General features: G+C 49.9%; 17 protein-coding genes and 1 pseudogene. 4 read left to right on the top strand and 14 right to left on the bottom strand.

Annotated elements, in window-relative coordinates; all coding sequences use genetic code 11:
- Nucleotides 1–8: 8 nt before the first annotated feature.
- The 7 genes from ahlS to JOD01_RS09640 form a co-directional block, all read right to left on the bottom strand.
- Nucleotides 9–857: an AhlS family quorum-quenching N-acyl homoserine lactonase gene (gene ahlS / locus JOD01_RS09610; RefSeq protein WP_204518102.1), complete on the bottom strand. Its 849-nt coding sequence runs from the start codon at nucleotides 855–857 to the stop codon at nucleotides 9–11.
- Nucleotides 858–989: 132 nt separating this feature from the next.
- Nucleotides 990–2396, bottom strand: coding sequence for a glycoside hydrolase family 28 protein (locus tag JOD01_RS09615; RefSeq protein WP_204518103.1), 1407 nt, complete (start codon nucleotides 2394–2396; stop codon nucleotides 990–992).
- Nucleotides 2397–2543: 147 nt separating this feature from the next.
- A complete protein-coding gene (locus JOD01_RS09620) occupies nucleotides 2544–4040 on the bottom strand; it encodes a DHA2 family efflux MFS transporter permease subunit (protein WP_204518104.1) in 1497 nt (498 codons plus the stop codon).
- Nucleotides 4041–4138: 98 nt separating this feature from the next.
- Nucleotides 4139–4789 carry a prepilin peptidase gene (locus tag JOD01_RS09625; protein WP_204518105.1) on the bottom strand — a complete coding sequence of 217 codons (651 nt, stop codon included), beginning with the start codon at nucleotides 4787–4789 and terminating at the stop codon, nucleotides 4139–4141.
- A gap of 130 nt (nucleotides 4790–4919) precedes the next feature.
- The gene (locus JOD01_RS09630; RefSeq protein ID WP_204518106.1) at nucleotides 4920–5837 is read right to left on the bottom strand and encodes an iron-hydroxamate ABC transporter substrate-binding protein; all 918 of its coding nucleotides are present in this window, start codon (nucleotides 5835–5837) and stop codon (nucleotides 4920–4922) included.
- 19 nt (nucleotides 5838–5856) lie between these two features.
- On the bottom strand, nucleotides 5857–6822 hold the full coding sequence (locus JOD01_RS09635) for a FecCD family ABC transporter permease (protein ID WP_420829079.1): 966 nt from the start codon (nucleotides 6820–6822) through the stop codon (nucleotides 5857–5859).
- 56 nt (nucleotides 6823–6878) lie between these two features.
- The gene (locus tag JOD01_RS09640; protein ID WP_239565363.1) at nucleotides 6879–7865 is read right to left on the bottom strand and encodes a FecCD family ABC transporter permease; all 987 of its coding nucleotides are present in this window, start codon (nucleotides 7863–7865) and stop codon (nucleotides 6879–6881) included.
- Nucleotides 7866–8188: 323 nt separating this feature from the next.
- On the opposite strand from JOD01_RS09640, the gene JOD01_RS09645 reads away from it, so the two are divergent.
- Complete coding sequence (locus tag JOD01_RS09645; RefSeq protein WP_204518109.1) at nucleotides 8189–8410, top strand: hypothetical protein; 222 nt, start codon at nucleotides 8189–8191, stop codon at nucleotides 8408–8410.
- A 67-nt stretch (nucleotides 8411–8477) separates the two neighbouring features.
- Here JOD01_RS09645 and kduD read toward each other — a convergent pair whose 3' ends face one another.
- Together kduD and kduI are read right to left on the bottom strand one after the other, a co-directional pair.
- Nucleotides 8478–9239, bottom strand: coding sequence for a 2-dehydro-3-deoxy-D-gluconate 5-dehydrogenase KduD (kduD, locus tag JOD01_RS09650; RefSeq protein ID WP_239565345.1), 762 nt, complete (start codon nucleotides 9237–9239; stop codon nucleotides 8478–8480).
- A gap of 71 nt (nucleotides 9240–9310) precedes the next feature.
- On the bottom strand, nucleotides 9311–10141 hold the full coding sequence (gene kduI, locus JOD01_RS09655) for a 5-dehydro-4-deoxy-D-glucuronate isomerase (protein WP_204518110.1): 831 nt from the start codon (nucleotides 10139–10141) through the stop codon (nucleotides 9311–9313).
- A gap of 277 nt (nucleotides 10142–10418) precedes the next feature.
- On the opposite strand from kduI, the gene JOD01_RS09660 reads away from it, so the two are divergent.
- Nucleotides 10419–11180 carry an IclR family transcriptional regulator gene (locus JOD01_RS09660; protein ID WP_204518111.1) on the top strand — a complete coding sequence of 254 codons (762 nt, stop codon included), beginning with the start codon at nucleotides 10419–10421 and terminating at the stop codon, nucleotides 11178–11180.
- Nucleotides 11181–11252: 72 nt separating this feature from the next.
- Here JOD01_RS09660 and JOD01_RS09665 read toward each other — a convergent pair whose 3' ends face one another.
- The gene (locus tag JOD01_RS09665) at nucleotides 11253–12446 is read right to left on the bottom strand and encodes a thiolase family protein (RefSeq protein ID WP_204518112.1); all 1194 of its coding nucleotides are present in this window, start codon (nucleotides 12444–12446) and stop codon (nucleotides 11253–11255) included.
- A 422-nt stretch (nucleotides 12447–12868) separates the two neighbouring features.
- Nucleotides 12869–13657, bottom strand: a complete 789-nt coding sequence (locus JOD01_RS09670; RefSeq protein ID WP_204518113.1) for a C40 family peptidase — start codon at nucleotides 13655–13657, stop codon at nucleotides 12869–12871.
- A 263-nt stretch (nucleotides 13658–13920) separates the two neighbouring features.
- Between JOD01_RS09670 and JOD01_RS09675 the strand changes: the two genes are divergently transcribed.
- The gene (locus JOD01_RS09675; protein WP_420829080.1) at nucleotides 13921–15033 is read left to right on the top strand and encodes a 5-methyltetrahydropteroyltriglutamate--homocysteine S-methyltransferase; all 1113 of its coding nucleotides are present in this window, start codon (nucleotides 13921–13923) and stop codon (nucleotides 15031–15033) included.
- A gap of 144 nt (nucleotides 15034–15177) precedes the next feature.
- On the opposite strand, the gene JOD01_RS09680 is transcribed toward JOD01_RS09675, so the two are convergent.
- From JOD01_RS09680 to JOD01_RS20035, 3 genes and pseudogenes are all read right to left on the bottom strand, one after another.
- Nucleotides 15178–15471 carry a putative quinol monooxygenase gene (locus tag JOD01_RS09680; RefSeq protein WP_204518114.1) on the bottom strand — a complete coding sequence of 98 codons (294 nt, stop codon included), beginning with the start codon at nucleotides 15469–15471 and terminating at the stop codon, nucleotides 15178–15180.
- 171 nt (nucleotides 15472–15642) lie between these two features.
- Nucleotides 15643–15969 carry an antibiotic biosynthesis monooxygenase gene (locus tag JOD01_RS09685; RefSeq protein WP_204518157.1) on the bottom strand — a complete coding sequence of 109 codons (327 nt, stop codon included), beginning with the start codon at nucleotides 15967–15969 and terminating at the stop codon, nucleotides 15643–15645.
- 410 nt (nucleotides 15970–16379) lie between these two features.
- Nucleotides 16380–16729: pseudogene (locus JOD01_RS20035) on the bottom strand (MBL fold metallo-hydrolase); the annotation flags it as partial.
- Nucleotides 16730–16797: 68 nt separating this feature from the next.
- On the opposite strand from JOD01_RS20035, the gene JOD01_RS09695 reads away from it, so the two are divergent.
- Nucleotides 16798–17865 (top strand): LLM class flavin-dependent oxidoreductase, encoded by a 1068-nt coding sequence (locus JOD01_RS09695; protein ID WP_204518116.1) that lies wholly within the window; start codon nucleotides 16798–16800, stop codon nucleotides 17863–17865.
- Nucleotides 17866–18114 lie beyond the last annotated feature (249 nt).

An 18114-nucleotide genomic window follows, 5' to 3' on the forward strand; every position in this document is an offset into this window, starting at 1 on the left:
CCCCCTCTTTATTCATAATAACCTTCCGTAGATTTGCGGAACTGGCGAAACTGTTCGGAATCATGCCCGAACCATACTTGCGAACCGGTTTTTTCAGCAATTCGCCTGATTTTCTCCACAGCGTTGCGGTAGCCCAGCGAATCGTAAATAATTCCCGGCGGTTTCACAGGCGGCCCGTAGCTTTCGGCCGTATAGACGGCATCAGAAGCAAGAATGATACCGCCTGTTTCCGGCATTTCTACATGCAGCCCCAACATTCCCCAGGCGTGCCCGCTGCCAAAATTGAGCACTTTGATTCCCGCGGCAAGCGGCAAATTGTCCTCCGTCCGTTTGACCGGACGCCATTGCAAACGGTTTTTGATCCAGGCATCGATGTCAGCCCATATGTAAGCGCCTTCTTTTTGATGTCTGGCGTAGCTTTGCAAAGTCCCGTTCCATTCATCCTCATGCACGATGATCGTCGCATTGGTGAACATCTCCAGACAGCCGGCGTGGTCAAGATGCAGATGGGAGGCGACGACATATGTAATGTCTTCCGGTCGGACCTTTAGCTGTTCCAAGCGGTTGTGCAAATAGCATTCTTCGGTTGCGGTCCACGGAAACTGCTGCTGTGTTGTTTCTGCCCAGCGTCCCTCCGGCCCCATCGAATTGGGATTGCAGGAGGTGTCAAACAAAATTTTTCCTTCGGGATGATCGATCAGAACCGTATAGATGGGAAACTCGACAAACTCCGCCGGGGCGTTGGGATTGCTCGCTGTTGCCGGGTTGTGCATGGCAATCATCCAGTTCTTATCCATCCTCATTCGTCCATTGTCCATCACGTACAACTTCGGATGCGCCTTGACAATATTGGCCATTCCATTCATCTCCCTGCTTTTCCAAATTGTTTTACTTATCTATACGTTCACCACTCCCCTGCTCATGCCAGTCAAGGCAAAAAATCCGGCCCGCTGCATATAGCGGGCCGGATGAACGCGCCGTTGTTGCTATTACTGCCAATCCAGCGAGCCATTGATTTTGTCGCTGCCAATTACAACGTTGTCAAAAACAAGCTGCTTCACGTTTTCCAAAACCAACGGTGTTTTTACCACCTTTTTGACCGTAATGTTTTTCAAAAGCACATCTTCCAGCGGATACCCCTCCGGTGCATGGACTTCAAACATCGTTCCGGCACTCTCGACGGTCATATCTTCAAAGACAATGTCCCGATAAACAGACGGAAAGTTCCCTCCCAGTTCCCCCGGATAATTGAGCTGGAACCAGAACAAGGTGTCAAAGCTCTCCACTTTCATATTGCGCACGCGGATGTGTTCGACGACACCGCCGCGGTCCAAGTTGGCTTTAAAGCGGATAGCCGACGCTCCTTGCCGCAAAACGTTATCCATAAAGAACACATAACGAATATCACCGGACATCTCGCTTCCGAGAGCGATCCCGTCTTCTCCTCCCATATCGTTGTTGCGCACGACGATATACTCGCTCGGTTTGCCAATTTGCCGGCCATCCAGATCACGGCCTGATTTGACAACAACAGAGTCATCGCCGGTCCTGAACATATTGTTCTCCACCAAAACATATGTGCTGGAATCGATATCTACGCCGTCGTTATTGGCGCGATGGCTGTCAACCGTAATATCGCGAACAATCGCATGGTCGGTATAGACAAGATGATTGACCCAAAACGGAGAGTTCTTCACCGTATAATCCTCCAGCAGCACTCGTTTCGCACCGAAGAACTGAATGATCGGCGGACGCAGATAGGTCCCCTCGCCAAAAACCCGCTCCTTGACTGGAACTCCCGTAAAGCCCATTTGACGCAACTTCTGCTGGTCATCTCCCTGTTTCTCTGTCCAGCTGTGGAATACGCTGTCGGCATTACCGTCAATTACGCCCTTTCCGGTAATTGCCACATCATGGACATCATTGGCGTAAATCAAAGGAGAGTAGCTGTACAGCTCCGTTCCTTCCCAACGGGTATGGACAACCGGCAAGTAATCCTGCGGATCGGGGCCAAACAGCAACGTTGCCCCTTCTGAAACATGGAGATCGATATTGCTCTTCAGATGGATCGGGCCATTGCTAAGCCAGACACCTTTGGGCAAAACAACCCGTCCTCCCCCTTCTTTGCTGGCCGCCTCGATTGCAGCCATAATCGCATCGTGATCATCCGTCTCGCCATCACCTTTTGCCCCGAAAGCAGTTACGTTGAACTGGCGATCGGGAATCGCTGGTTCTTCAATCGTTTTCACGATCCTCTCCGCCATATTCCAATCAGCCGGAGTGGATTGCGCTCCCGCCTGCCCCGCCGCGTAAGCGCTTCCATTTGTGATAAGACTAAAGCCGAGCGTTAAGGTCAGCAGCATTCCCGCGAAGAAGCTCGTTCTTTTTTTTCTCATAAACAATTCTCCTTTCCCAAGATGAGCGTCTGTCTGTCAGCGTTTGCTTACCTTATTTTTATGAATATTCTAACAAAAAATTACAACGTTTTCAAAATTAAAACCTATCCATTACGGATAGGCATATCAATCAAAGTGATAGATCGTCTACGTCGGCTGTTTTTGCTTTTTCCATTGAACAGCCGGATCTTTCGCTTTCTCTTGTTGTTCGCCTGGAGCGGTATTTTTAAGAAAGAACGCTAAAACAAAGGAGATGATCGTTAAAATTGTGGCCACCATAAAAGAATCATTGATCCCCATCGCCGTCGCTTCCCGGGTAAGCGCATCGGTCACTGGAACCCCTTGGCGAGTAAAGAATTCAAGATGGGTAGCAGCGCGATCGGACATAATGGAGACAAACAATGCCATACCTACTGCTCCGGCAATCATCCGAATGGTATTGACCATGGCAGTGCCGTAACTATTCATCGACATCGGCAACGCATTTAATCCCGCTGTAAAAATAGGCATCATCAGCAGCGACATACCAAACATCCGAATGGTAAAAACGGTGATCACATAGCCATAAGCCGTATTAGTGTGGAGTCGCGTCAAAGCGTATGTGGTGATGATCGTGATGAACAGTCCGGAGATAGCCAACCATTTGGCACCGTATTTGTCAAACAGACGCCCGGTGATCGGCGACATGATCCCCATGACGATTCCGCCAGGCAATAGCATCAATCCCGCTTCAAACGGTGTGAAGCCGCGTACAGTTTGCGTGTAAAGCGGCAGCAGGATCATCCCGGAAAACATCGCCATTGTCACAACCACATTGATTACTGTCGTCAACGTAAAAATCGGATAGCGAAAAATGCGAAACTCCAGGATCGGATGTCCTACGGTCATCTGTCTCCAGACAAATAACAGCAAACTGATCACGCCCACGACAAGCGTCGAAATAACCGTCGGACTGCTCCATCCGGCATTGCCTGCGGTGGAAAAGCCGTAAAGCAACCCGCCAAAGCCAACCGTTGACAGGATAACACCTAATACGTCCAGTTTGGGCCGTCCCGTCTCCGTCACGTTGCGCATCAGAAAGAAAGCAACGATCAAGTTGATTAAAGCAATTGGGAAAATAATGAAAAACAACACCCGCCACGAGTAATGTTCTACCACCCAACCGGACAACGTCGGTCCGATGGCCGGTGCAAAGTTCATCGCTACGCCCAGGATTCCCATCGCCGCACCGCGTCGCTCCAGCGGAAATACATTGAAAATCACGCTGGTCATTAAAGGAAACATGATGCCTGCACCTGCAGCCTGTATGACCCGTCCGACCAGAATCAAGGAAAAATAAGGCGCAATCCCGCAAATCAAGGTGCCCACTGTAAAGATTCCAAGTGCCGACAAAAACAGTTGCCTCGTGGTGAACCTCTCCAAAAGATAAGCGGTAACCGGAATGACAATCCCGTTTACAAGCATATAAATCGTAATCAACCAGTCAGCCGTTGCCGCATCAATTTGCAGGGTCTCCATCATTTGCGGCAATGCCGTATTCACCAATGTCTGGTTCAAAAAGGCGACAAACCCGCCTACCAACATTACCGCAAACAGCGGCCCCGTCCTCACGGAACTTTCTGACGCAACATTGTCGCTGTTCATCTTTGGGTTTCCCCCTTTTTCGAGAGTTCCTTGATCGGTTAAACCTCCTACTTAGCTTGCCAAAGTCATACGGATTTTATCCGAAGGTCAAGCGATCTCTATCCGCAGTTGAAACCGACCGGGCATACGTCCCCATAGAGATAGGAAAGAAAGGACCCGATCGCGATAAACGGGCCGTAAGCAACCATTTGCCTGCGCTTGATCCGTTGCAAAAGCAGCATAACAGCAACCGTCAAACAACCTATTATCGAAGAAAGCAAGACTGCCCGAAACAGGGGAAAGGGCGGCAAAAACATGCCAATCACAGCATATAACTTTATATCTCCACCGCCTATGCCGCCGCTTGCTGCCGCAAACATCCAAAAGCACAAAAAAGCTGCCGCCGTGCTCGCAAGATGCGTCACATAACCGTGTCCCGGATAAGGGTGCCAAAACCGCAGCACGAGAAACAGCAGAAAAAAAGGCAGCAGCAGACGGTTCGGAATTGATTGGTCTGTAATATCGGTCAATGTTATAAGAACAAGCAGTGAAGCAAACAGAATCCCCAAAACCGTCTCCCGACCCATACCGTACCGGAAATAGACAGCGAAAAAAGCCATTCCGGTCAACGCTTGTACGCAGAGCGCAAAGCCGCTGAACAAGCGGAATCGTCCGTTTTTCTTTTTCCAACCAACCACAGCCGTAAAATAAAACGCACCACATACGAAGCCAAGCAGGAAAAACAGCGCGGACGGGCAACCGATGCGCATCGTTTCAAACCTCCTCTTGAACCTCCGACCTCGGTTTCTCCATTATAAGAAGATCGCATGGGACAAAAAGAGCAGGAAAGCGATGCTCCCCTGCTCCTTGCGAGTGATTGCCAGCCAAGTTTGTTCTTGTTCACTTGGCAAACAGCTTCTCCGCTTCATCCAACGCCATCTTGCTGCCAAGTGCCGAGTAGTCCAGCCACGGTTGTTCATTGATCACGTACACATGGTTCTCCTTCACCGCCCGAAGACCAAGCCAAAGCGGATTTACTTGCAACTGTTCAAACACTTTCTTGGCATCTTCCTCGACATTGACAATGACAAAAATCAAATCCGGGTCATAATCCGCCAGCACTTCTTGTGAAATGACCTCATAGGCTTTCTGAATTTTTTCCACTCCGTTTGCCGGCTGCAACTCCAGATCTTCAAACAAAAGCGGGCCAAGCGGTCGCTTCATTCCCTGAACGCGCAACTCTTTTGCCGATACCCGGATGGCCATGGCCGTAGTCGCCCCTGTTTTCTCCTTAATCAGCGATTTGACCCGTTCCGCTTGCGCTTCGTATTCTTGAATAAACGATTCCGCCTGTTGCTCCCGGTTGAGCATCTGGCCGAGTGCCCGCAAATGATCGCGCCAGGTGCCTTCATCGAGGGAAAACATATGGGTAGGAGCAATCTTGTTGTATTTGTCCAAATCCTGGCCGGCAAACTCTTCGTCAACCAAAATCATATCCGGCTTTAGCGCGAGCAAAGCTTCCATATCCGGATCGGCTGCTACCCCCAATTTTTTGGTGTTATGCAGCCGGTCGGCGACATGGGCCAGAAAATCTTTGGCTTTGCCACCGATGACCGAACCGACAGGAGTGATGCCGAGCGCCAACAGATCGTTTGTCAGATGAATTGACAGCGATGCGATCTTTTCTGCTTTTTCCGTGTGTGCTCCGCCAGTTGCTTGTGCGGTTGTTGGTGTTTTGGTACTGCTGCTGCAGCCAGCCAGCAGGCTGAAAAGCAGAGCAGTGATGATCGTTAAAACAGTTGGTTTGAATTTGCGCATATCTTCACTTCCTCATCCGTCATGATTTTGCTTTCACGAGTAAAAATAAAAAGTAAGGCGCTCCGACAGCGGCGACAATTACTCCGGCCGGAATGGAGTTTGGCAAAAAGAGCGTTCGCCCGATCATGTCAGCTGCTGCCAAAATGATCAAGCCAATCAGGGCTGCGACCGGTATCTGGTATTTGGCGGTGGAACCGACCAGCCGTTTGGCCAGATGCGGAGCAACCAGGCCAATGAAGCCAACGCCTCCCACCATTGCCACACTTGCACTGGACAAGGCTACAGCGGACAGCAGCAGCCACAGCCGCTCTCTCTGCAGCGCGACGCCGATGCCAATCGCCCGTTCGTCTCCCAGAGAAAATGCGTCCAAAATTCGCGCCCTCCACAATGAATAGCAAGTGAAGATCGTTACCCAGGGAAACAACGCATAGACGTTTTCCCAATCGCGCCCCCAAACACTGCCGACCAGCCACCTGGAAGTAAAACTGTATGTATCCTCATCGAGACGCAGCGAAAAAAACAACGAAATGGCACTGAATCCAGCCGTTACCGCAATCCCCACCAAGATCATGCGGACCGGCTGCAATCCCGTTTGCCGATTATAAGCCAGCAAAAAAATCAGCAAGGCCGCGATCGTTCCACCAGCAAATGTAAACAAGGGAATAAACAGCGCGAGCGGATCTTCCAGTGAGCGAAAAAAGGTAATGAAAACAATCAAACCGCAGGAAGCTCCGGCGTGCAGACCGAGGATTCCCGGATCAGCCAGGGAATTGCGCGAAATGCCCTGCAAAATCGAGCCGGATACCGCCAATCCGATACCGGCCAACGCACAAACAAGAATGCGGGGCAAACGATAATCGAACAGAACCATGGCCGCATCAGCGTCCCCGAAACCAAACAGCGTTTGCACGATCGTAATCGGGGAAAGCCAGATTGTGCCCGTATTTAAACTCAACACCATCGTACAAATGGCGACGGCCAGCATCAGTCCGCCAACTGCGAACGCTTTCCTTCTTCTTGCAGACAAAATCTCCATGTTGGTCATCGCCCCCTTTCTTTGCGGGCAAGATAGAGAAAAAATGGCACTCCCAGCAGGGCAACCGTCACCCCGAGAGCCAATTCTTGCGGCGGATTGATCGTCCGTGCAGCCCAATCAGCCAACACCAGTAATTCCGCACCCAGTATCGCCGATAGCGGGATGATGAACCGGTAGTCAGTGCCAACCAGCTTGCGAGCAATATGCGGAATGATCAAGCCAACAAACCCGATCGAGCCTGCCACTGAAACGGACACCCCAGCCAGCACCACCACTGCGGCCATCGCCAGCAGTTGGACCCGTTTCGTTTTCACCCCCAAATTGATCGCTACCTCCTCATCCATCGACAGCAGCGATACAGAGCGGCTGATTCCCATTACGGCGATAATCGTCGTAAGTATGATCGAAACCAGCCACTTCAGATGCGACCAATGAATGCCCGCTGCTCCCCCGGCATACCAAAAAGCCAGGTCCTGCGCCAAATCAAAATAGATGGCAATACCGGCGCTCAGAGAACTGAGCAAGGCTGCAACGACAGCGCCCGCGATCGTTAGCCTGACCGGCGTCAATCCGTTGGCCGATGCTGAGCCCAGCAAATAAATCGAGATGGTGCTCCCGACCGCACCGACAAACGATAGCAAAATCACGATAAAATAAGGAAGATTGGGAAAAAAAGCGAAACTGAGCGCCAACATAAATGCTGCTCCGGCATTGATTCCCAACACGCCGGCATCAGCCAGCGGATTTCGGGTCACGCCTTGCATCAAAGCGCCTGCTACCGCAAACGCCGCCCCAACCACAGCGGCAGCGATAACGCGGGGCAAACGTATTTCATGGATAATTTGATGAAGCGTTTTATCCGGCTGATAATCCACGATCGACAGCCAGACAGTTTGCAGGCTCATCTCTTTCGCCCCATAGGCGATCGCCAAAAATATGGAGATAATCAAGCCAAGCGTTGCGATTAAACCGACAATGACAAATTGCCACATTTTGCTGCCGGTCAAGGATGTTGCTTTGCCATTCAGAGTGTTTGCCTCCATGCGCAACGGTCCTTTCAAACTGAACTGAATTTCATTCACAAATTGATAATGATTATCAATTTCATTTTATAGATTACCTTATTCTCTCGGCTTTTGCCAACTGTTTTATAAAAAAACTGCAGCCAAGCGGCGGATTAACGCCTTGTCCCCGTTTCCGATTCCCACAAATTAGAAAAAAATTACTGGATAAGTAGGAAAGACCCTCGTTTCTCTCCTTTTATTTGGGTAAAATAGAAACATACGTTCGGTTTATTTGGAAGGGAGGAACGTGAATGAATGAAACGGTCGTCACCATTATCGCCATTCTGATTGGTACACTCTCGCTCGTTTTCGTCTACAAGCAAATTGAATTAAAAGTGCAGATTAAAGATATTTTGAATGTCACCCTAAAAGCAAACAAGACGAACGGAGACGCCAAAAAAGAGAAAGAGGAACCTGAGTTGCCCTCAGATTCCCCTCACGAAAAAAATGCTTCGGCCGGGAGAAGGGACTAGCTTCTCCCGCCACATCCTTATTATAGCAAAAGACAGCAGCAAGAATGTGCGCCATGATCTCGCAAGCTTATCTCGCCATCCAGCCGCCGTCCACGACGAGGATATGTCCATTTACATAGTCTGATGCCCTGGAAGCAAGAAATACTGCGGCCCCTACCAGATCATCCGAGACACCCCAGCGGCCAGCGGGAATTCGCTCGAGAATCGCTTGACTCCGCTGCTCGTCATTGCGCAGCGCTTCGGTGTTGTTGGTGGCGATATAACCGGGAGCGATCGCATTCACCTGCACGCCTTTGCCTGCCCATTCGTTGGCCAACGCCTTGGTCAAGCCGGCGACCGCATGTTTGCTCGCCGTATAAGCCGGCACAAACACACCGCCTTGGAAAGACAACAGCGAAGCGATATTGATAATTTTGCCGGAACCGCGCTCAACCATTTTCTTGCCAATTTCCTGCGACAATAGAAACACGGAATGGATATTCACGTCCATCACCCGCTGCCACTCTTGTTCCGAGTAATCGACGGCCGGCTCCCGATAGATGATACCGGCGTTATTAACCAGTATGTCAATGTCGTATTTCTCCAAAACGGGCTGCAGCTTGTCGCGAACGGATGACAAATCGCTCAGATCGATCAGAACCGTATCGTACGTTCCGCCGATTTGTTCGATTTTTTTCTTCGTTTCATTGAGATTGTCCTGATGCGCCAATAAAATCACATGCGCGCCGGCTGAAGCCAACCCGACGGAAATCGCCTGACCAATCCCGGTGCGAGCTCCCGTTACGAGCGCGGTCTTGTCTTTCAGCGAAAAAAAATCAAGCACTTGCATGGCATTGCCTCCTTACGCGTTCAAATTCCCACGCCCCGGTTCCTTCTTGGAACCAATTCATACGTGCCGGATTAACGCAAGTCTTCCATTTTCACCTGGTCCATATCGTCAAAATCTTGATTTTCCCCGCACATCCCCCAGATAAACGTGTAGTTTCGCGTGCCGATCCCGGAGTGAATCGACCAGCTTGGCGAAAGAACGGCCTGCTCATTGCTGACTACAAGATGACGGGTTTCTTGCGGTTGTCCCATAAAGTGAAACACTCGTGTATCTTCAGCCATATCGAAATATAAATACACTTCCATCCGCCGCTCATGGGTATGGCAAGGCATTGTATTCCAGCCGCTTCCCGTTTCCAGCACCGTCATGCCCATGCTCAATTGGCACGTCTCCAAGACATCAGGGTGAATAAACTGGTAAATCGTCCGTTTGTTCATCGCTGCTTCGTCGCCCAATGGCCGGGCAATTGCTTTCTGCAAATCAATTTTGACCGTAGGATAGCTTTTGTGCGCCGGGCAAGAATTCAAGTAAAATTTGGCCGGTTTGTCCGGGTCATTCGATTCAAAGACGACGCTTTTCGTGCCGCGCCCGATGTAGATGCCTTCCTTATGTTTCACTTCGTATTCTTCGCCATCAAGCGTGACTTTGCCGTCCCCCCCAATGTTGATCACTCCTGCTTCGCGCCGTTCCAAAAAGTAAGCAGCGGCCAGTTCTCTCCCCGCATCAAGCGCCAATTTCTGCTGTGCGGGCATAATCCCGCCGAAAATAATTCGATCGACATGGCTGTAAGTGAGCGTAACTTGATCTTCCACAAATACGTTTTCCATCAAAAACTCATTTCGCAACTTCTCTGTGGTGTAGTGCTTTACATCTTCCGGATGATGAGCGTAAAGGACCTTCATTTCGCTACTCACTCCCTCAAAATATACTGTCTGTTGATGGTTTATGTTCAAATTCCACATTGTAGAACAACGTTCCAAAATCATTATAATCGATATCAGAATCTTTTCAACAAAAAACTGGAAATCCACCGTCATTTTTCCAAACCGCTCATCTTTCGTTTACAAAGCAACGTTTTTTTCCTATGATGAAAATGGAACCGCATTCCATTATACGGTTCTATCCACATGAATCATTAATCACATTGAACAGCGGTGAAGGTTCAAGAAAGGGAAGTTTATGTCGATAGTTCAGTCATTGGAACGAGCACTGACTTTATTGAATACGTTGTCTGAATATCCGGAGGGGATGCAAATTACCCGGCTCGCCGAACAGGTTGGCCTGTCCAAAAGCACCACACATCGGCTCCTCTCAACCCTTTTGCACATGAATTATGTGATCAAAGATGAAGAATCGGACAAATACAAACTGGGATATCAGTTAATCTACTTGTCTCGCAATATTTTGGACAGTCTTGATATAAGAGGCATTGCCAAACCGTTTCTGCAAAAACTGTCGCAAGATGTCAATGAAACGATTCACCTCTGTCTGGAGGATAACGGCGAAGTCATGTATATCGATAAAATTGAGAGCAATCAAACGATTCGCATGTATTCGCGCATTGGCAGCCGCGCACCGCTCTACTGTACGGGGGTAGGAAAAGTTTTGTTGGCGGGAATGGATTCGCCAACGTATGAACGTGCAGTTTCGCAAATGGACTTTGTCGCCAAGACCGCGAAAACCATTACCGCGAAGGAGCAACTGGCGGAGGAAATTGCGAGAGTGCGGAAACAAGGCTACGCGTTGGATAACATGGAAAATGAGGTCGGCATACGCTGCATTGCCGGACCAATCGTTGATGTTCAAGGCAAGGTTGTGGCCAGTTTCAGCATCTCCGGCCCGAGCAACCGGATCACAATGGAGCGGATTGATGACGAATTGATCAAAAAAATTCGGGAAACTTCAACTGAAATCTCCCGTCAATTGGGCTGGCGAGCGTGAATTTGCGCCAGCTGTTTATTTTCATGCGATATTTGGATTTCCTTCTTTCCCCGAGTGATCGTCCTGCCGGATTCAGAGTAACCGAAATACGGTGGCAATCCCTTGTCCCCCCGCTGCGCAGAGCGTGCCAAGCCCCCATTCGGCTTTCCGTCGCTTCATCGCATGCAACAGCGTTACGCTGATTCGGGCACCGCTGTTCCCGATCGGATGCCCCAGGGCAATTGCCCCACCGTGTACATTCACTTTTTCCATGGGCAAAGCCAATTCTTTGATCACTGCCAGCGATTGAGCGGCAAACGCTTCGTTCAACTCGATCAAATCCAGTCGTTCGATCCCGATTTCAGCCATTTGCAAAGCTTTGCGGGTTGCCTCCACCGGACCGATGCCCATCCGATCCGGCCTGACACCAGACACGCCCAGACCAACAACTTCTGCAAGCGGTTGCAAATCGTATTGCTTCGCCGCCTTTTCCGACACAATCAGGAGGAGAGAAGCGCCATCGTTTAATCCCGAAGAGTTCCCGGCGGTTACGGTTCCCCCTTCTTTAAAGGCGGGGGTCAGATTGGCCAATTTCTGCAGATCGGTTTTGCGAGGATGTTCATCCACCTGGAACAAGACTGGTTCTCCCTTTTTTTGCGGTACCGGAACCGGAACAATTTCCTCAAGAAAAGCCCCTTCGGCAATAGCCCGCTGTGCTTTCAACTGACTCTCGTAAGCAAACTGATCCTGTTCCTCGCGGGAAATGGCGTAATCCTCCGCCAGATTCTCCGCGGTCATCCCCATGACCAGCCGTCCATACTTCTCCTCCGGCTGAGAGCCGGGTTGACTTTCCTTGTTTGGATCGAGAATCTCGGCATTGCCTGAGAGAAAACCATAGCGAGCATTGCGAATGTAGTAGGGGGCATTGCTCATGCTTTCCACACCGCCAACAATATAGACATGCCCCAGTCCGGCACGAATGCTGGCAAACGCATTGTGAATCGCTTGCATTCCGGATGCGCATTGGCGATGAACGGTATAGCCGGGCAACGATTCAGGCAAGTCAGCCTTCAGCAATACTTTCCGCGCGATATTGGACTGGTCTTGGCTCTGTTTGGCTTGCCCGATGATCACTTCATCGAATCCGTCTAGCGGCAATAAATTTTGTGCTTTCAGATCGTGAAACAATGGCAACAATAGCTCATCCGGCTGCAGATGCTTTAATGCGCCGCCGATTTTTCCGATCGCCGTACGTTTGGCGCTCACTACATAGACTTTGTTTTCCATCCATTTCATCCTCCAGACAGCAAAATAACGCTTACATTTTCCCTTGCCAAGCTTTTTTCACCACCACCGTCCATTAAAAAAACCCAGCCGCCAAAAGAGAATAAGAACCACAAGGTTTCCTTATCATCGTTTTGGAATAGCCAGGTACCGAAGTTCACATCAATCTAACGCACGAAACCGCTGTTAAACGTTATCGCTTTGCCTAATCTGAAATAAATTTATCCAATAGTTTGAATTTTGTCAACAACTGTAGACGGCGCAGCTCGCTTCAGCTCGAAAGCAGACCGTCTTTGCCAACGTGTAAAAACTTTTACAAACTTCAATAGCGAACTCTCTTATGTAATCTCGGCTTGAACCGGCAAAAAATACCCCCCCGTTCGTTCAAGCAATCGCCGGGGGTCGTCTGTCAAAAATGAAGCTATTTAGGTGTTGATGACAAATTTCATTTCCGGGTGCCGATAAACTTCGGTAAAATCAGGATTGTGGCGCAGATTGGCATCGAGATCTCCGGGAGAAAACCACAGATGGTCGTTCTTCATCGTATAACCGGCGCCGTAATGATAGGCCAGCCAGACCAGCTTGGAACAGTAGATTTCTCCCCATGGATCATCCAGCGGAGATTGAAGATCAAACGAAAAGATCGGCTTTTGTTCACCTTTGCTCACGTTTTCCGCATATTGCGAATAATAGTTGCCGGCATAAACCGCTGCTTTGCTCCCCAGCTCAGCTGACTTGGGGCGATAATGCGCATGAAGCTTGTGCTGGTCGACAAATTGTTGGATTGTATCTTTGCGAATTGCCGTTTGTCCGCCGACGGCTTCGATCAGTTCCGTTCCATTGATGACAATGGCTGAATGGCCCATGTACCCCGGTTGAAGCCCATTCACGTTGTCGCTGGCCACCAGGATGTCTCCCGCTTTAAATTCGCGAACCGGGATTGGTGCAGTCGGCAGGTTGGCAGGCTGTTCCTTCACCAAAAAGGTAAACTGCTCGACAATCGGCGAGCGCTCCCACCCTGGCAGATGTGCGGAGACCGTGAGCGTCCGCTCACCAAGGGACATTCCCTCCTTCTTGATATAAAAGCGGGGACCTTTCTGGTTTGCTTCTACCATTTGCCCGTCCACTTCGAACGTATAGGTTTGAAACGGAATGCGGGTAAGGTCGGTCACCTTTACATAATCTTGATGGTTTTGCACGGAGAAGCACTTCATATAACTTGTCACCTTCCTTTCTTACAGCATATGAAAGGGACAGGGGGGAGTTCTGGGAGAAGCGAAAAACGGGTTTCTCGCTCGTCAGCGGTTTCCCGCGACTGACCACCACTTGGCTTAAAGCTGCCTGGAAGCGTCTGAAAACAAGCGGCCAACGAAAACGATGCCACCATGAAGATCGGCAGAATAGCACATTTACAACTGTCTGAATCTTTGCTAATATTTTAATATTTTCAAGGAAAGAGGGTTTGAAATTGGAAAAGATTTTGAATCAATCACCATCGAACAAACAGCCTTTTTTCAAAGCTGATCAAGTAGGGAGTCTTTTGCGATCTGACCGAATCAAAACGGCACGCTCCCAAAAAGCGGCCGGCACTCTTTCTGCTGAGCAATTACGTGCGATTGAAAATGAAGAGATTACCCGGATTGTGCAAAAGCAAAAGGAGCTTGGTTTGCAAGCCGTGACCGATGGGGAATTTCGCCGCGCATATTGGCATTTTGATTTTTTGGAACATCTGGACGGCGTGCAAGGATACACTCCAGAAAGCGGTATTCAGTTTAAACAGGCGCAATCCATCGCCCACGCCGTAAAAGTTGTCGGAAAGCTGGGCTTTAGCGATCATCCGATGCTGAAAGATTACAAGTTTCTGCACGAGATCGCAGGGCAACATGCGGCCAAAATGACTATCCCCAGCCCAAGCATGCTGCACTTCCGCGGAGAAATTGACCGAAACGTCTATCCGGACGAAAATGAATATTTCCATGATTTGGCTGCCGCATACAAAAAGGCGCTCCATGCCTTTTATGATGCTGGTTGTCGATACTTGCAACTCGATGATACTTCCTGGGCGTATTTTTGTTCCGAAGAGCAGCGAGAACAGATTCGCGCTCGCGGCTATGACCCTGCTCAACTGAGCGAACTGTATGCCCGGACGATTAACGAAGCGGTGAGTGATCGGCCGGCCGACATGAAAGTGACGATGCATATTTGCCGAGGCAACTTCCGCTCCACCTGGATTGCATCAGGCGGTTATGAACCGGTGGCGGAAACTTTGTTCGGCTCCTTGAATATCGATGGCTTTTTCCTCGAATATGACAACGAACGCTCCGGCGGCTTTGAACCGCTTCGTTTTGTGCAACGCCCTGATCTGCATATCGTGCTGGGCCTGATCACCTCCAAGTTTGGCGAATTGGAACAGGCCGATGAAGTAAAGCGCAGAATCGACGAAGCGACCCGCTATGTGCCGCTGGAACAACTGGCGCTAAGTCCGCAGTGCGGCTTTGCCTCTACGGAGGAAGGCAATCTGTTGACTGAAGAACAGCAATGGGCCAAACTGGAGCATGTCGTCAAGATTGCGAAAGAAGTCTGGGGATAAGCCAGACTTGGTTCTCACGGAAAAAACCCCCATGTTCGGGAAGAAGCGGAACTGCTCCGTCTTTCCCTGAACGTGGGGGTCTGTTTTTCTCCAATGATCGTTAGGCGCCGATCATTGTTAGGTTGTTCATAAACAGGCGGTCGTTTACAGCTCAAGCTTCCGCACGCGGTAAACCTCTCTGCTTTCAAGCAGAGGTTCGGTGTTTTGCCGATATTGCTGATAATGCTCAGTCTCCGCATGACTTTTTAAGGCTTCCTCGTCTTTCCATGTTTCATAAAAAAGGAAGACGCGTTGATCTTCCAGCGACTGATGCAGATTATACTCGATGCAGCCCGCTTCTTTGCGGGACAGGGGGACTACTTTCAGCAACTCTTCCCGCAGCTGCTGCTCTTTTCCTGCTTTTGCCCGCAAAACGGCGGTAACGGTAATGGTGCTCATTGACGATTCCTCCTTCAAGACATGTTCATCTGGCTTGGTTACCATTATACATTCATTCTCTCCCGAAGACGGAAATGATTCCCTTACAGCAACAAGAAAACCTATATAGAATGCAAAAAACCCGGAACAGCGTCCAGGTTTTCCCTCACCGGGCGGGCCCAAGCGGATGGCTTACGCTTGCCCTTTTCCATTTTTTATGGTCTTGACTTCATACATGTTCACGACCGTACTGATTACATACTCCGGAGCAGGCTTTCCTCTGTTTTCCCGGTGCCCCTGGATATGAGCATCGCTCTTCTCCCAATTTTTCCAGGCCTCCTCGGACTCCCAGCGGATCATCACCATGACCTCGTCATGCTCCTGTTTCTTTCTGTTCACCATAACCGTTCTGTCCACGAGCCCTTCCATCGAATCCACCGGGCTTTCCGCGCTGAACCGCTCTATTACCTGATCAGCAAAGCCCTTTTGAACCGTAATTGTTCTCGTTTGAATCAACATCGGCAATCACCTTCCCTCTTTTTTATACAAAGACAATGGTCCCGCATACTTCAATGACGTTGTGTCTTCCTTCCTAGACTATAAATGAGAATGATTCTTAGTGTCAACCCACAGCCGGCGAGCCGCTGCCTTTTCCAAAGGTGTACCCGACGGCGATGATCAGAATCGTTTGCTGCCACCAGGCATCCAATGGTGAGTACGTGGCAGCCAGGGCGATTCCCAAAACTCCCCTGGGCGACAGTAGATTTGTGACGTCTAATTTCCTTGTTTTCATGATATACTTGGAGTAGATTGGAGTTATCAAGGGAGAGGGAGGAGATTCCTCCCCCTTGTGCCTCACTACTTGCGACGTTTGCTCTTGGTCGGGCGGCGTCGCTTTCGCTTTTTCCACCACTTTTTGAATCGATTGCTTCGTAGCCATTGACAAAGTAATCAATCGTTTCTTCTTCATCATCATTTAATTCCCGGTCTGCCTGTCTGGCATACGCTTCGGCAATCTGCTGCCGATCCCCTTTGCAACGAGCGGTATACATGGCAATATTGCGCAACAAATCTCGCTCTTGGCCATATTCTTCTTTGCTGATCGGCCGCCAGTGTGACAACACATATGTCTCTGCGTCAAAACGATCCAGCAGATCGAACAGCGCCAACGTCCTGTCGACCGTATAGCTTCTCTTTGGGGAATAAATGTCGGGTAAATACAATCGGCCAGAAACAAGATTTTCTCCTCTTTGATAAACACGACAACGGAGTCTGTCGCTGCATGCTCATATTTGAACAGCTGTCCATATATGAGTAAACTGGAGGAAAATAAGGAGGAGATCCCCAATGGCCGATCCGGCAAACCATATTGAAATCGGAATCAGTACTTTTCTGGAAGCAACGAAAGACCCGGTGACAGGTGAATCTGTCAGTCATGCCGAGCGACTGCAACGGGCCGTAGAGGAAATCGTCCTGGCCGATCAGGTCGGACTTGACGTCTATGGCATCGGGGAGCATCACCGCCCCGATTATGCCAGCACAGCACCCGCTGTGGTGCTTGCGGCCGCAGCCGCGATGACCAAAAAGATCAAACTGACCAGTGCGGTCACCGTACTGTCTTCGGATGATCCCGTTCGCGTCTTTCAAGCTTTCGCCACCCTGGACGGCATCTCTAACGGTCGGGCTGAAATCATGGCGGGGCGCGGCTCCTTTATTGAATCGTTCCCGCTATTCGGATACAACCTGGAAGATTATGATGAACTGTTCGAAGAAAAGCTGGAACTGCTGTTGGCCATTCGCGCTTCCGAGAAAGTAAACTGGCCCGGCAGTCGTCATCGCCCGGCGATCAATAATCTGGGTGTTTACCCTCGTCCTGTGCAAAACCCCTTGCCAGTATGGATTGCCAGCGGCGGCAATGCCCAATCGGTAATTCGGGCTGGGGTGCTTGGCTTGCCGCTCGCCCTGGCGATTATCGGCGGTATGCCGGAAAGCTTCGCCCCGTTAGTTGATCTTTATAAAAGAGCAGCGAAGGAAGCTGGCCACGACCCAGCCAAGCTGCAAATCGCTACTCATTCGCACGGTTTTGTCGGCGATACGACAGAGCAAGCGGCGGAACTGTTTTTCCCTTCTACACAAGCGCAAATGAGCGTTCTGGGACGGGAACGGGGTTGGGGCGCTTACACCCGGGCAACCTATGACGCCGCCCGCAGCCTGCACGGTGCTCTCTACGTCGGTGATCCGGAATTTGTCGCCGAGAAAATTTTGTTATTGCGTAAAAATCTCGGTGTTACCCGCTTCTTTTTGCATGTCAATGTCGGAACAATGCCGCACCGCGATGTCTTGCACGCCATTGAGCTGCTCGGCACCCGTGTTGCCCCGATCGTCCGCAGAGAGCTTGCCCGAACCGAAGGATAGAACAAACAATATCGTACCCAATGAGGCCATTCCCAGCGAATGGCTTTTTATTATGCAATGAATAAACTTTGCCAACATTTTTAGAAAATCACCGCCAATACCGTAAATATTACCAATATCTCCGTCTTAGACATGTCGCGTTATTTTTCATATAAAGTGAATTTTTTAAAAATTACTTAATAAAAATCGAGCAACATCCGATAATATCTTTGGGGGTTTTTACCGGAATCATCCAATTTTCTTAAATCA

Source organism: Brevibacillus fulvus (genome assembly GCF_016908525.1).
GTDB classification, from domain to species: domain Bacteria; phylum Bacillota; class Bacilli; order Brevibacillales; family Brevibacillaceae; genus Brevibacillus_G; species Brevibacillus_G fulvus.